The sequence below is a fragment of the Rhodococcus shunpengi genome (assembly GCF_048381395.1).
In the GTDB taxonomy this organism is placed as follows: domain Bacteria; phylum Actinomycetota; class Actinomycetes; order Mycobacteriales; family Mycobacteriaceae; genus Rhodococcus.
On sequence record NZ_JBLWIU010000008.1, the window covers coordinates 354580 to 368187 of the forward strand.

Here is a 13608-nt window from a genome sequence, read left to right on the forward strand (position 1 = left end):
AAGTGAGTAGATCTACATACGGTGCAGTAGAGAATCCGCCTCGCAGTGTGACACATGCAACCCCTGTGACCGATTTTCCACGAAGTTCCGGTAACAGGAATTGCCCGCGGGCGCTCCCCCACCGACCCTGTCAGCCCAGTTTCTTCTTCTGCACCTTGCCCATCGCGTTGCGCGGAAGGTCGCTCACCACACGCACCTCCCGGGGCCGCTTGTGCACGGAGAGCTGTTGTGCGACAAGGTCGATCAGTTCCGATTCGTCGACCTCCGAGCCGTCGGCGGCGGGCACCACGAACGCGACGATCCGCTGACCGAGGTCGTCGTCGGGCAGGCCCACCACGGCCACCTCCCGCACAGCGGGATGGCCGAGCAGAACGGTCTCGATCTCCCCCGCACCGACCCGGAACCCGCCGGTCTTGATCAGATCGGTCGACTCGCGACCCACGATGCGGTGGAATCCACCCTCGTCGACGGCCGCCACGTCGCCGGTGACGAACCATCCGTCCTCGGTCCACGCGGCCGCAGTGGCCTCCGGCCTGTTCAGGTAGCCGTCGAAGAGCATCGGTCCACGCACCTGCAGGACACCGATGCTCTCCCCGTCGTGGGGCACGTCGCGGCCCTGCTCGTCGCGCAGTCGCGTCTCGACCCCGGCCACCGGCGTGCCGACCCAGCCGGGACGGCGCTCGCCGTCGACCCGCGTGCTGAGGGTCAGCATCGTCTCGCTCATGCCGTAGCGCTCGATCGGAACCAGCCCCGTGAGCTCACGCAGTCGTTCGAAGACCGGCACCGGCAGCGGCGCGCTGCCCGAGACGAGCAGTCGCGCGCCGCTGAGCGCGCGGGCGGAGTCCTCGTCCTCGACGACGCGTGTCCACACCGTCGGCACCCCGAAGTAGAGGGATCCCTGCGCTTCGGCGTAGGCCTGCGGGGTGGGCTTGCCCGTGTGGATCAGCCGGCTGCCCACACGCAGGGCCCCGACCACACCGAGCACGAGTCCGTGCACGTGGAACAGCGGCAGTCCGTGGACGAGCGTGTCGCGCTCGGTCCAGGCCCACGCCTCGGCGAGCGCGTCGATGCCCGCGGCGATCGCCCGGCGGCTCAGCAGCACACCCTTCGGAGCGCCGGTGGTACCGGAGGTGTAGAGCACGAACGCGATTCGCGCGGGGTTCGGCTCGGGCAGGTGGTGCCAGTCGCGGGCGTGCAGGCGGACCGGCAGGCTCGGCAGCTGTGGAACGTCGGGATGCTGCACCTCCGGCGCCGGACCGAGCCAGGCCTGCGCACCCGAATCCGTCAGGATGTGGGCGAGTTCGGCGGGCCCCGAATCCGGCGGCACCGGCACCACGGTCGTCCCGGCGAGCAGGGCACCGGTCACGGCGACGACGGTGGTCGCGCTCGGAGTGGCGAGCACGGCCACCCGATCGGCGCGTGCCACCCGCGCCGCGACCGCGGTGGCCGCGCCGAGCAGATCGCTGCGGGAGAAGGTGTGGCCGTCGATACGAACGGCGTCCGGGAGATCGTCGCCGCGCGCGACGGCCAGCGGGTTCAGCGAACGAAGCAGTGCAGACACAGCAGCCACGATTTCATATCGCTCCCGCAGCCTCGCGGAGGCGGTCGGGTGTGGCGGTCAGGTGTGGATGTCGCCGCGCGCCGCGGACATCGATGTCCGCGCGAGATGTGCCGGGGGAAGCACAGTGGCCAGGACCGCGCCCAGCAGCATTCCGATGAGGACGGCCACGCCGTGCGCGTCGCCCGCGATCACGAGGACCACACCGAGAAGGAAGGTCGCCGCGGAGGCGACGAGCAGCGAGCGGGTCGCTCCGACGACCGGCCACAGTCCCGCGAGGGTCGCGGCCGAGGCGAGCGTCGCGCCGGTCGTTCCCGCGCCGTCGGACGGGAAGACGAAGGTGGTGAACAACCCCCACAGCACCTGGCCGACCAGGAACAACCCGAGTGCGCGGTACCACCCCCACACCCGCACGATCGCGACGGCGACCACCGCGAGCAACAGCAGGTTCACGACGGTGAGGAGCACGCCGCCGTCCTCGATCAGACCGGCGGTGAGGACACGCCACCACTCCCCCCGGTCACGGGTGCGGACCGGCTGCCGCCGGAAGACGTCGAGCAGTCCGGGGAAGACGAGCCGCGCGAGTGAGGCCACCGCGACCACCGACCACAGGATCGTCGCCGCGACGGGTGGGGGCCACCAGAACGATCGCGTCGTCGCGTGCGCGGAGCTTCCCGAGTGGGAGCGCGACGCGCTCACCGCAGCGATGGCCACCACGGCGACGTAGAGCACCCACAGCAGCGGATCCTCACCGGACGAACTCACGGGGCCAATCTACCGGCGAGCCGCTCGCCGGGCGGTGCGTCGACGCTGTCGCATCAGTGGCTGCGACTATCCGCCCAGCGGAGCCGGAGGCTGCGACTATCCGCCCAGCGGAGCCGGAGGCTGCGCTCTATCCACGCAGTCGGGCAGCGGCGGCGTCGATGGCGTCGTCGGTTGCGGTGAGCGCGATCCGGACGTGCAGGACACCACCGGGACCGTAGAACTCACCGGGCGCGACGAGGATGCCGCGTTCGGCGAACCAGTCGACGGTCGCGCGGCATTCCTCACCGCGCGTCGCCCACAGGTACAGGCCCGCCTCCGAATGGTCGACGGTGAAGCCGGCGCCGCGCACGGCCTCGAGGAGCACCTCGCGACGCTTGCGGTACTTCTCGCGCTGGGCGTTCTCGTGCTCGTCGTCGTTCAGTGCCGCGGTCATCGCGGCCTGGATCGGCAGCGGCAGCATCATGCCGGAGTGCTTGCGGACCTCGAGCAGGTCGGCGACGAGGTCGGCGTCGCCGGTGACGAAACCGGCCCGGTAGCTCGCGAGATTCGAAGTCTTCGACAGCGAGTGCACCGCGAGGAGGTTGGTGTGGTCGCCCCCGCACACGCTCGGGTGCAGGATCGACAGGGCCTCACCCTCCCAGGTGAGCCCGAGATAGCACTCGTCGGAGACGACGATCGCGTTGCGGCTGCGCGCCCAGTCGACGACCTTGCGCAGGTGGTCGGGTCCGAGCACCTTGCCGGTGGGGTTCGACGGCGAGTTCACGAAGACCAGCGACGCGACCTCGGGGCCGAGGCGGGTCAGCCCGTCGGCGCGGATGATGCGGGCACCGGCGAGCAGGCCGCCCACCTCGTAGGTCGGGTACGCCAGTTCGGGGATCACGACGAGATCGTCGGCACCGAGGCCGAGCAGCGACGGCAGCCAGGCGATCATCTCCTTGGTGCCGATCGCCGGCAGGATCGCCGAGTCGTCGAGACCGGTGATGCCGTAGCGACGTTCGAGCGCACCCACGGCCGCCCGCCGAAGTGCGGCGGTGCCGTGGGTGGTCGGATAACCCGGCTCCTCCGCGACGGAGACGAGCGCCTCCCGGATCACGGGGGCGACCGGGTCGACCGGTGTGCCCACCGACAGGTTGACGATGCCGTCGGGATGCGCCGCTGCCTTCGCCTTCGCGTCGGTCAGGGAGTCCCAGGGGAAGTCCGGCAGGCCCTTCGCCACCGAACGGCGGATACGCGTGCTCACGAAAGTTCCACCGGTCCGTTCGTCACTCTTCGCCCATGGGAGGGAGGTTCTTGACGAACGGCGGGTCGTAGTCGACCTTGCCGAGCTTCGCGGCGCCACCGGGCGAGCCGAGATCGTTGAAGAAGTCGACGTTGGCCTTGACGTACTCGGACCACTCGTCCGGGACGTCGTCCTCGTAGAAGATCGCTTCGACGGGGCACACGGGCTCGCACGCACCGCAGTCGACGCACTCGTCGGGGTGGATGTACAGCATTCGACCGCCCTCGTAGATGCAGTCGACGGGGCACTCCTCGATGCATGCCTTGTCCAACACGTCCACGCACGGTTCCGCAATCGTGTACGTCACTGCTGTTCTCCCTGCCTCTCTGTAAGCCCGCCGACCTGCGCGGTCTCGCCCGAGCGGGCACCCTCGGCGCCCACGGTCCTCCAGTATCCCCCGACCCACCGTAGGCCTCCGGAGTAAGGGTTACCTACTTCGGAGTGCCGGCCGCCGTGGCGGGTCAGCCCGAGGTGACCGGAAGCTCGATCGGCGTGTACGCGGTGGTCCGCCGGCGCGCCGGCCGCCCGATGCCCTCGGCGATCGCGACCAGTTCGGCGACGGTCTTCTCCGAGCCGTGCTGCGAGCCCGCCATGCGCGAGATCGTCTCCTCCATGAGCGTGCCGCCGAGATCGTTCGCCCCACCCTCGAGCATGGCCTGCGTTCCGGCGACGCCCAGCTTGACCCAGCTGGTCTGGATGTTGTCGATCCGGCCGTGCAGCATGACCCGCGCGAGGGCGTGCGCGGCACGGTTGTCGCGCATGGTCGGGCCGGGACGCGACGCGCCGGCCAGATACAACGGCGACGACTGGTGCACGAAGGGCAGCAGCACGAACTCGGTGAATCCGCCTGTGCGGTCCTGGATTCCGCGGATCACCTCGAGATGGCCGACCCAGTGGTGCGGCTGGTCGACGTGCCCGTACATCATCGTCGAGCTCGAGCGCAGGCCCACCTCGTGCGCGGTGGTCACCACCTCGATCCACTCGGCGGTCGGGAGCTTGCCCTTGGTGAGCACCCACCGCACCTCGTCGTCGAGGATCTCCGCGGCGGTGCCCGGGATGGTGTCGAGCCCGGCCTCACGCAGTTCGGTGAGCCAGTCCCGGATCGACGTGCCACTGCGCGCGACACCGTTGACGATCTCCATCGGCGAGAAGGCGTGGACGTGCATCGACGGCACCCGTGCCTTGACGGCGCGGACGAGATCGGCGTAGCCGGTCACCGGCAGTTCCGGGTCGATGCCGCCCTGCATGCACACCTCGGTGGCGCCGGCGACGTGCGCCTCCCAGGCGCGGTCGGCGACCTCGCTCGCCGACAGGGTGAACGCGTCGGCGTCGCCCTTGCGCTGCGCGAAGGCGCAGAACCGGCAGCCGGTGTAGCAGATGTTGGTGAAGTTGATGTTCCGGTTGACGACGTAGGTGACGTCGTCGCCGACGGTGTCGCGGCGCAGCTGGTCGGCGAGCGCCACGAGCGCTTCGAGACCGGCGCCGTCGGCGTTGGCGAGGGCGATGTACTCCGCTTCGGTGCAACCGCCCGGATCCCGTTCCGCGGAGCGCAGCGCCGAGAGCACGTCGCTGTCGAGCCGCACCGGTGCGGAGGCGCCCAGCTCGAGCACCTGCTCGCGGACGGTCTCCCAGTCACCGAAGGCGCTCCCGAGATCGGACCGGTGCTCGGTGTTGCGTCCGGTCACGTCGATCTCGGAGTTCAGATCCACGCGGCCCGACGACTCCCAGTCGATGTCGGGCTCCTGCCAGGGCAGTCCGGACGGGATCACCTCGCGCGCGAGGCCCGTGGCCGGATCGGCGAGGGCGTGCACGTGCGCGGTGATGCGCGGATCGATCCACGGTTGCCCGGCGAGCACGTACTTCGGCTGCGCGGCGATCCGCTCGGTGAGCTCGAAGCCGGCCTCGGAGCTCAGGCGCGCCAGGGTGTCGAGATTCGGCCAGGGCCGTTCGGGGTTGACGTGATCGGGCGTCAACGGCGAGACACCACCCCAGTCGTCGACACCCGCCCCGAGCAGCGCGCGGCACTCGTCGAGCGAGACGAGATTCGGCGGGGCCTGGATGCGCATGCCCGGCCCGAGGACGAGCCGGGCGACGGCGATCGCGGCGAGGAACTCGTCGAGATCGGCGTCGTCGTGCTCGCGCATCGCGGTGTCGTCCTTGGCGCGGAAGTTCTGGACGATCACTTCCTGAATGTGACCGAATGCCTTGTGCGACTTGCGGATCGCATGGATCGATTCGGCACGCTCGGTGAAGTCCTCACCGATGCCGACGAGGATGCCGGTGGTGAACGGCACCGCGAGTCGGCCCGCATCGGTGAGCACCCGCAGCCGCACCGCCGGATCCTTGTCGGGGCTGCCGTAGTGGCACTGACCCTTCTCGGTGAACAACCGTTCGGAGGTGGTCTCGAGCATCATGCCCATGGACGGGGCGACCGGCTTCAGCCGCGAGATCTCGGCCCAGCTCATCACCCCGGGATTGAGGTGCGGCAGCAGACCGGTCTCCTCGAGGACGCGGATCGCCATCGCTCGCACGTAGTCGAGGGTGGAGTCGTAGCCGCGCTCGTCGAGCCACTGCTTCGCTTCGGGCCACCGGTCCTCGGGCCGGTCGCCGAGTGTGAACAGGGCTTCCTTGCAACCCAGTTCGGCTCCCTGACGGGCGATCTCGAGGATCTCGTCGGGTTCGAGGTACATGCCGTGACCCTCGGCGCGGAGCTTACCGGGGACGGTGACGAAGGTGCAGTAGTGGCATCGGTCCCGGCACAGCCGGGTGATGGGGACGAAGACCTTGCGCGAGTAGGTGACCGTGCCGGGTCGACCCTCCGCGAGAAGGCCGGCATCGCGAACCCGCGCCGCCGACGCACAGAGATCCTCGAGATCGGCGCCCCGGGCCTGCAGCAGGACCGCCGCTTCGTCCACGTTCAGTGCGACCCCGTCGCGAGCCCGGCGCAGCGCTCGACGCATTCCCGAGGGAGTCGCCGCGGATCGGTGCGCAGCGCCGGGACGCACGGTGGGGGTCGGGAGCATCGCGGACTGCGGGGTGTCGTCTGCGGAATCGGTCATGCGCCCGATCATGCGCCTACGAGCACCCCCATGCCACTTCGGGGTCTATTCGCGCGGGTAGTCGTCGTCCGCCGGGACTTCGCGGGACTGCTCGTAGGTGTCTGCCGGGTCGGCCTCGAGGGGCACATCCGAAGGCAGGTCGTCGGCAGGATCGTCGTAGACGGGAGTGGCCTGCTCGAGCCGGTCGGCCTCGGAATCGTTGTCGGACTGGATCTCGATGTCGAGCGCATTCGACTCCGTCATTGCGATCTCCTCCTCACAGGGCCCGATCGCGAGGTCGGATCGGGCGAGTCCGGCCGGGTTCTACGGATCCCAGCCTAGCGTGGAACCGGACACGGGGCCCGATGGAGCAGGAGGTGCGGGTGGAGGACGACGAGGGTGCACCGGCGGGACCGGTCGAGGACACATCGGTGAGGCCTGCCGCGAGCACGCCGGCGGGGCCGGCCGACGGTGCCGCGGTGACGGGTGTGGTGATGAGGGAGCCGTCGTGGCGGCCGAGCCCGAAGGCGCGTGTGCTGTGGGCCGTGAGCGCGGCCTCGATGTGGCTGCCGCTGGTCGTCGCGCAGGTCGTGTGGGCGCTCGTCGCGCCGGTGGGCGCGGGATGGCACATCGCCGCCGCGGCGGCGACCGTCGTGCTCGGTGGACTCCACGTCGCGGTGGTGCCGGTCTGGCGATACCGCGTCCATCGCTGGGAGATGGACGAGACCGCGGTCTACACGCGTTCGGGCTGGTGGACGCAGGAACACCGCATCGCACCGATCTCCCGGATCCAGACCGTCGACACCGAGCGGGGTCCGCTCGACCGGTGGCTCGACCTGACCACCGTCACCGTCACCACCGCCTCAGCGGCGGGTGCGGTGGAGATCGTCGGGCTCGACAGCCGGGTCGCCGACGAGACCGTCGCCCGTCTGACCACGCTCGCCGCAAGCTCGGAGGCGGACGCGACATGAACGAGGCCGTCGCACCCGGGACCGGGACGGACGAGGAGGTGCCGTGGTCGCGCCTCGATCGCCGGATGCTGCTGATCCACCCGATCGAGGAGATCCTGCGTCTGCTGCCCGTCCTCGCCGGCTCGTTCGTCATCGGGACCACCAGCGGCAATCCCGTGTGGGGCCTCGCAGCGACGGGCGTGCTCGTGCTGGTCGGTCTGCTGCGCTGGTTCACCACCACCTACCGCGTGGGACCGCAGCACGTCGAACTCCGCCGCGGCCTGCTGCAACGACGCGAGTTGTCGATCCCCCGCAGCCGCATCCGGTCGGTGGACGTCGAGCAGCGCCTCCTGCATCGCGTGCTGGGCCTCGCGGTCGTGAAGATCGGCACGGGCCAGAGCGGGGGCGCCGATCGCAACCGGTTCGAACTCAACGGCCTCCCGATCGCAGCAGTCCCCGAGCTCCGTGCCGTTCTCCTGAGGGGTGGGCAGCAGGACGACATGCCGGCCGAGACGACCTCGACTGCTGCCGTCGCCGAGCGTCAGCTGGCACGATTCGACCCGGCCTGGGTGCGCTACGCGCCGTTCTCCACGACGGGACTGCTCGCCGTCGCGGCCATCGCCGGTGCCGCCTTCCAGTTCGGGCTCGGCCGGTGGATCGCCGAATCGCAGGTCGTCCGCCGCGCGGTGGAGACCGCGGAGGACCTCGGCCTGGTGGTCGCGCTCGTGATCCTCGTGCTGGTCGTCGTGCTCGTCGCCAGCCCGGCCGCGTGCGTGCGGTATCTGCTGCTCTACGGCGATCTGCGGGTGACCGACGACCACCGGGTCCTGCGCATCGCGCACGGCCTGCTCACCACCCGTCACACCACCCTCGACCGGGCGCGGCTGCGCGGGGTCGCGCTGCACGAACCGCTGGCGCTGCGACTCGTCGGCGCCGCACGGCTCGACGCCGTCATGACGGGCAGGACCGCGCAGCAGGGCGGTTCGTCGCTGGTCCTGCCGTCGGCGCCCGACGAGGAGGTCCGGCGGGTCGCGGCCGAGGTGCTCACCGGACGGCTGCCACTCGAGGTTCCGCTGCGCAGCCACGGCCCCCGTGCACGTCGTCGCCGTTACACGCGGACGCTGTGGCCGGTGGCCGTCGTGGTCGCCGCCGGGCTCGTCGCCCTGTCCGTCACCGACCGGCACGTGCCGTTCGCTGTGATCGCCACGGTGGTCGTGGTGCTGGTCGCGGGGGCGTGCTCGCTGGCGCAGGACCGCTACCGGGGTCTCGGCCACGCCGTCGTCGACGGGCATCTCGTCGCCCGCAGCGGCTCGATCGACCGGCAGCGCATCTGCCTCGACGCGGACGGTGTGATCGGCTGGACGGTGCGGCAGACCTTCTTCCAGCGCCGTGCGGGTCTCGCGACCGTCGTCGCGGCGACCCCGGCGGGTGCGGGACGCTACGAGGTGATCGACATCCCCGTGGACGAGGCGTGGGCGCTTGTCCAGGAGGTCACACCGGGTATGGGAGAAGCATGGATCGACCGATGAAGCCCTCTTCCGGCAAAGGCCCCCTGCACGGCACTCCCCCGGCGACGCTGGCCGAACTCGACGACGCACTCGTCGACTGCCACGCGTGTCCGCGGCTGGTCGCATGGCGTGAGCAGGTCGCGCGGGAGAAACGAGCAGCCTTCCGCGACGAGGAGTACTGGGGCCGGCCCGTCCCCGGCTTCGGCCCGGCCGATGCGTCGCTGCTGATCGTCGGGCTGGCGCCCGCCGCGCACGGCGGGAACCGCACGGGACGGATGTTCACGGGAGACCGGTCGGGTGACGTGCTGTACGCGGCCCTGTACGACGCGGGACTCGCGTCGCAACCGACCGCGACGCACATCGGCGACGGCCTCGAGCTGTTCGGCACGCGCATCACGTCGCCGGTGCACTGCGCGCCACCGGCCAATCGCCCCACGGTCGTCGAACGCGACACCTGCCGGCACTGGCTCGAACAGGAACTGGACCTGCTCTCCCCCACGTTGCGGTCGGTCGTCGTGCTCGGCGGATTCGGGTGGCAGGCGCTGCTACCGGTCCTGTCGGCGGCGGGGTGGACGATCCCGGTTCCCCGCCCGAAGTTCGGGCACGGCGCGCATGCGCTGCTGGCCTCCACCGAGGCACGGGAGCACCCGCTGCACCTGTTCGGTTGCTATCACGTCAGCCAGCAGAACACCTTCACCGGCCGGTTGACGAAGGAGATGGTGACCGAGGTGCTCAGGGACGCGGCGCGGGCTGCGTCCCTCCCACTGCCCGGGTGATCTCCTTGATGCGGGCCGAGAACAGGTACCCGCCGGCGGGGGCGAGCGCGGCCACGGGCAGCAGCAGGGTCCGCCAGTCGCCGAGCGCGAGCTGGTCGCCGCCCGGCCCACCCACGAGGCAGACGAGGAAGACGACGGCCCAGGCCAGCAGCGGCAGAGCCGCGCTGCGCAGGGATCCGGTCTCGGCGCGAACCGCCATCACGAGGAGCAGGTTGACGACGCCGGCCAGCAGGATGGTGATCGGGAAGGGCACCCCGGCGATGTACACGCCGAGATAGAAGACCGACAACAGGGCGCACAGCGCACCGTCGAGCACGAGCAGCGCGACGAGCCCCCGGCGGGGCTGGATGTCCGCCGGTGACGCGAGGGGTGCAGCGGTTGCTGGATCGACCGTCATGCTTCGATGGTGCGCTACCGGACGCGCCCGAGCGCAACCGGGGTCCGCGGAACCATCCGCGACCCACGCACGGGACGTCAGGGAACCGGCGGGTATCCGAGCATCGTGAGCAGCGCGCTCTGCTGGTCGGCGAAGGAGTACAGGGCGTGCCAGTAGTCGGCCCGGATCTCGTCGGCGTACGGCCTCAACGAATCCACGAACGCGACGATCTGGTTCTGGACGGACCAGTTGTACATCGACAACCCCCTGCACGGTGTGCCTGCGTGATGCGCGAGGCCGGGTGACGCGAACCACCTACAGCCTCGTTGATGACTCGGATCACACTAGCCGATGCCGGAGAAGAGGTCGTCCTCTCGTCCCGTGGAGTCGGTCAGGCCGAGCTGCCCGCGCACGAGCACGAAGTGCTCCTGGTCGAAGACGGGCTGGGCGACGAGGTTGGAGAGCACGAACTGCTCGCCGTCCTCCGCGACCAGCACCTGGGTCGCGTGCGCGGCCATCGCGGTCCGCTTCGCGTCGAGAACCGAGCGGACGTCGACGACGGTGGTGACCTCGTCGTCGGGCACGCTCGGCAGTTCGCCGGCATCCGGTCGGCGCCAGCCCTCGGGCAGCGTGCCCATGGCGGCGATGCCGCGTTCGAGCGCGGATCGTTCGGTGACGGTCCAGTACACCTTCGCGGGGGTCCACGCCGCCCCGGCGGACGGATAGTCCTCGGTGCCGGCCGCTTCGACGGCCGCGGTCACCCGTTCGTGCACCGCGATGTGGTCGGGATGCCCGTAGCCACCGAACGGGTCGTAGGTGACGACCACGTGCGGACGCGTCTCGCGGATCACGGCGACGAGCGCTTCGACCGCCTCATCGTGGTCGGCGTTGACCCAGGCACGAGGATTGTCGGCGGACGGTGTGCCCGCCATCCCGGAGTCGCGCCAGTGCCCGGCACCGCCGAGGAAACGCGGTCGGTCGACGCCGAGCGCGTCGAGCGCCCGGGTGAGTTCGAGGATGCGGTATCCGCCGAGCTGATCGGCGCGGTCGGCGGTGAGCTGGGCCCACTCGTCGCCGATCACTTCGCCCTCCTCGCCGAGCGTGCAGGTCACGACGGTGACCTCGGCGCCCTCGGCGACGTACCGGGCGATGGTGCCGCCGGTCGTGAGGGTCTCGTCGTCGGGATGGGCGTGGACGAGCAGAAGTCGTCGATCCGCAACGTCGGGGAGAGCTCCCGGAGCATCGGTCACGGTGTGGTCCTTCCCCACAGATGGGCGTCGCCGAGAATACCGGTGGCGACAGCGGCTGTCAGCGAGACGTTCTCGACGCCCGGACCGGCGGCGACGACGGCCCGGTCCTGCAGGATCGGCAGGTTCACCGCGAGATCCCACAGCCTGGCCTGCGCGTCGGCGACGACCTTCGCCGGGTCGGTGGTGCCGTTCAGCGCTGCCAGCAGATCGGGTTCGAGACCCGGATCGCACGCTCCCGAGAGGTTGCTCGGAGCCTCGAGTTGCGCTGCGAGCGCGTCCTCACGTTCCTCGACGTCGTCCTCGTCGAGCGTGGTGGTCGCGGAGTCCGAGGGTCGGGCAGCCTCCGTCGTCCCGGCGGCGTCGGGCTGCGCCGGCAGGTCGGGCCCGGGCGCGGTCGGCAGATCCTCCCCCGCTGCCGTGGGTGCTGCGGCCACCGGGACGCATCCGAATCGGGACAGCGCGGCGGTGGCAGGGTCTCCACCGGCACGCATCCAGCCGACGACCGCGTGCACACTGCCCTCGACGAGGGCTTCGCCGTACAGCTCGTCGGGAGGCAGTGCGTCGACCGACGCATCGATCCCGGCGCCACGCCACACGTCGACGGCGGTGCGTGCGACGGCGCGGGCGGTCTCGTCGCCCTCCGGCACGCCCACGACCAGCGTCAACGGCACGCCGGCCCGGGCCAGGGCGCCCTCGGGCAGGGCCGGTCCGTCGGGGGTTCTCGGTCCGGGAGTCGCGCTCGTCGGCGCCGCCGTCTCGGATGCCCCCGTCTCGGATGCCCCCGTCTCGGATGCCTCCGTCGCGGATGCCTCGGTCTCCGGTGCAGCGGCCTCCGGTGCTTCGGGGCCGGGTGCGTCAGGGTCTGCCGACACCGGGGGCACGACAGGCGGGACGGGCAGATATCCGGCCTCGGCGAGACGTCCGAGGGCCTGCTCCCGGGGCAGACGCGCCGGCATCGTGTCGGTGTATCCCGGATCGGACGGCGCGAGCACCTGGGCACGGGCTCGCACGACCTCGGTGCTGTCGGCCGTCGCGACGAGCCCGAGCAGCTCGGGATCGAGCAGGTCTATAACGCCTCGTCGGACTCCGGGGTCGGCGAGTTCGGCGGTGCGTGTGTTGAGGGTCAGCTCGAGGGTGCGCGGCTGGAGCTGGACGCCGGTCCGCACACCCGGCACGGCGGCGAGCTGCGCCTCGAGAGCGACACCGCCCGCGCTCTGGACCACCTGGGCGTCGTCGCTGCGCACCGATTCGGTCACCTGAGCGTCGGTGCCGGCGCGGCGCATGATCAGTTCGTCGGGTCCGGCCGGGGTGCCCCAGAACCGGTCGTTGCGTTCGAGCAGCACCTCGGCGCGCCCTCGGTCGACGTTGTCGACGTGGAATCGCGCGCCGGACACGGGAATCGTCTCGGACAGGCCGGTGGAAAAGCCACCCGGAGTGTCCTTGACCAGGTGCGCGGGCAGGAGATTCGTGAACAGTTCGCGCCAGGCCGGATACGGCTCGCGCAGGGTGACGGTGACGGTCTTGCCTCCGCCCGACGATCGGATGTCGTCGATGAGGCGGTAGCCGGCGGGATCGACCACGCCGGGCTGGGTGACCATCTGCCGCCACAGATACCGGAAGTCCTCGGCGGCGATCGGCGCTCCGTCCGACCACTGGGCCTCGTCGCGCAGGCGGTAGGTGATGGTGAACGGCGCCTCGTCGGTGACCTCGGCGGACAGCAGCAGCGAGTCGTCCGGAACCCACAGTGCTGCAGCGGGATTCTCCGGATCGGGCACGGCTCGGAAAGCACTCGGGAGCACGAGTTCGGCGACGGCGTTCGCGACGGGCGACTGGTCTGCGAGCAGGTGGGGGTTGAAGCCCGAACCGACCTCGTCGATCGCGACCACCACCGTGCTGCGCTTCGGAGCGGGAGCCGGGGTCGTGGTCGGCTCCGTCTGCTCGATGGGCGGCGGCGGGTCGGCGGTGCAACCGGTGAGGACCAGCGCAGCCACGGCCAGGCCGGCCGTCGCCCCGATCAGTCGGCGACGAGCGCGCGTACGCGACACTCGGGCTCCTTCCGTGAGGCAGGTGGTACGTGGGTGGCCCCGGCCAGCATGCGCTCGCCGGGG

13 protein-coding genes are annotated in these 13608 nt (G+C 70.8%); 3 read left to right on the plus strand and 10 right to left on the minus strand.

The annotated features are described in order from the left end of the window. Window positions 1–130: 130 nt before the first annotated feature. The 6 genes from ACNJ7K_RS02470 to ACNJ7K_RS02495 all read right to left on the minus strand — a co-directional run bounded on the left by ACNJ7K_RS02470 (window position 131) and on the right by ACNJ7K_RS02495 (window position 6904). Window positions 131–1561 (minus strand): acyl-CoA synthetase, encoded by a 1431-nt coding sequence (locus tag ACNJ7K_RS02470; protein WP_159418903.1) that lies wholly within the window; start codon window positions 1559–1561, stop codon window positions 131–133. Between the two features lie 57 nt (window positions 1562–1618). Further along, window positions 1619–2323, minus strand: coding sequence for a rhomboid family intramembrane serine protease (locus ACNJ7K_RS02475; RefSeq protein WP_120281863.1), 705 nt, complete (start codon window positions 2321–2323; stop codon window positions 1619–1621). A 127-nt stretch (window positions 2324–2450) separates the two neighbouring features. After that, window positions 2451–3563 carry a succinyldiaminopimelate transaminase gene (gene dapC, locus ACNJ7K_RS02480; RefSeq protein WP_268655363.1) on the minus strand — a complete coding sequence of 371 codons (1113 nt, stop codon included), beginning with the start codon at window positions 3561–3563 and terminating at the stop codon, window positions 2451–2453. Between the two features lie 22 nt (window positions 3564–3585). Next, window positions 3586–3909, minus strand: a complete 324-nt coding sequence (fdxA, locus tag ACNJ7K_RS02485) for a ferredoxin (RefSeq protein ID WP_006550573.1) — start codon at window positions 3907–3909, stop codon at window positions 3586–3588. 154 nt (window positions 3910–4063) lie between these two features. Further along, complete coding sequence (locus tag ACNJ7K_RS02490) at window positions 4064–6661, minus strand: bifunctional FO biosynthesis protein CofGH (RefSeq protein ID WP_487041133.1); 2598 nt, start codon at window positions 6659–6661, stop codon at window positions 4064–4066. A 45-nt stretch (window positions 6662–6706) separates the two neighbouring features. Beyond that, window positions 6707–6904, minus strand: coding sequence for a hypothetical protein (locus ACNJ7K_RS02495; protein WP_120281862.1), 198 nt, complete (start codon window positions 6902–6904; stop codon window positions 6707–6709). A gap of 101 nt (window positions 6905–7005) precedes the next feature. Between ACNJ7K_RS02495 and ACNJ7K_RS02500 the strand changes: the two genes are divergently transcribed. From ACNJ7K_RS02500 to ACNJ7K_RS02510, 3 genes are read left to right on the plus strand one after another with little or no spacing between them, the layout of a single operon-like run. Continuing rightward, entirely contained in the window at window positions 7006–7611 is a 606-nt protein-coding gene (locus ACNJ7K_RS02500; protein WP_487041134.1) for a PH domain-containing protein, read from the plus strand. After that, complete coding sequence (locus ACNJ7K_RS02505) at window positions 7608–9119, plus strand: PH domain-containing protein (RefSeq protein ID WP_487041135.1); 1512 nt, start codon at window positions 7608–7610, stop codon at window positions 9117–9119. Before ACNJ7K_RS02500 ends, ACNJ7K_RS02505 begins: the two co-directional genes overlap by 4 nt. Beyond that, window positions 9116–9874, plus strand: coding sequence for a uracil-DNA glycosylase (locus ACNJ7K_RS02510; protein WP_120281860.1), 759 nt, complete (start codon window positions 9116–9118; stop codon window positions 9872–9874). Before ACNJ7K_RS02505 ends, ACNJ7K_RS02510 begins: the two co-directional genes overlap by 4 nt. Here the strand turns inward: ACNJ7K_RS02510 and ACNJ7K_RS02515 are convergent. The 4 genes from ACNJ7K_RS02515 to ACNJ7K_RS02530 all read right to left on the minus strand — a co-directional run bounded on the left by ACNJ7K_RS02515 (window position 9831) and on the right by ACNJ7K_RS02530 (window position 13545). Then, window positions 9831–10271 (minus strand): hypothetical protein, encoded by a 441-nt coding sequence (locus tag ACNJ7K_RS02515; RefSeq protein ID WP_120281859.1) that lies wholly within the window; start codon window positions 10269–10271, stop codon window positions 9831–9833. The two genes, ACNJ7K_RS02510 and ACNJ7K_RS02515, sit on opposite strands and share 44 nt — an antisense overlap. A 77-nt stretch (window positions 10272–10348) precedes the next feature. Next, on the minus strand, window positions 10349–10507 hold the full coding sequence (locus ACNJ7K_RS02520; protein WP_016693616.1) for a hypothetical protein: 159 nt from the start codon (window positions 10505–10507) through the stop codon (window positions 10349–10351). 87 nt (window positions 10508–10594) lie between these two features. After that, entirely contained in the window at window positions 10595–11518 is a 924-nt protein-coding gene (gene mshB, locus ACNJ7K_RS02525; protein WP_159418907.1) for an N-acetyl-1-D-myo-inositol-2-amino-2-deoxy-alpha-D-glucopyranoside deacetylase, read from the minus strand. After that, the gene (locus ACNJ7K_RS02530) at window positions 11497–13545 is read right to left on the minus strand and encodes an ABC transporter family substrate-binding protein (RefSeq protein ID WP_487041136.1); all 2049 of its coding nucleotides are present in this window, start codon (window positions 13543–13545) and stop codon (window positions 11497–11499) included. Before ACNJ7K_RS02530 ends, mshB begins: the two co-directional genes overlap by 22 nt. Window positions 13546–13608 lie beyond the last annotated feature (63 nt).

Bases quoted from the DNA above. Each gene is read 5' to 3' on its own strand.
- ACNJ7K_RS02490 (WP_487041133.1), bottom strand. From the start codon at position 6,661: ATGACCGATTCCGCAGACGACACCCCGCAGTCCGCGATGCTCCCGACC.
- ACNJ7K_RS02495 (WP_120281862.1), bottom strand. From the start codon at position 6,904: ATGACGGAGTCGAATGCGCTCGACATCGAGATCCAGTCCGACAACGAT.
- ACNJ7K_RS02500 (WP_487041134.1), top strand. From the start codon at position 7,006: ATGGAGCAGGAGGTGCGGGTGGAGGACGACGAGGGTGCACCGGCGGGA.
- ACNJ7K_RS02505 (WP_487041135.1), top strand. From the start codon at position 7,608: ATGAACGAGGCCGTCGCACCCGGGACCGGGACGGACGAGGAGGTGCCG.
- ACNJ7K_RS02510 (WP_120281860.1), top strand. From the start codon at position 9,116: ATGAAGCCCTCTTCCGGCAAAGGCCCCCTGCACGGCACTCCCCCGGCG.
- ACNJ7K_RS02515 (WP_120281859.1), bottom strand. From the start codon at position 10,271: ATGACGGTCGATCCAGCAACCGCTGCACCCCTCGCGTCACCGGCGGAC.
- ACNJ7K_RS02520 (WP_016693616.1), bottom strand. From the start codon at position 10,507: ATGTACAACTGGTCCGTCCAGAACCAGATCGTCGCGTTCGTGGATTCG.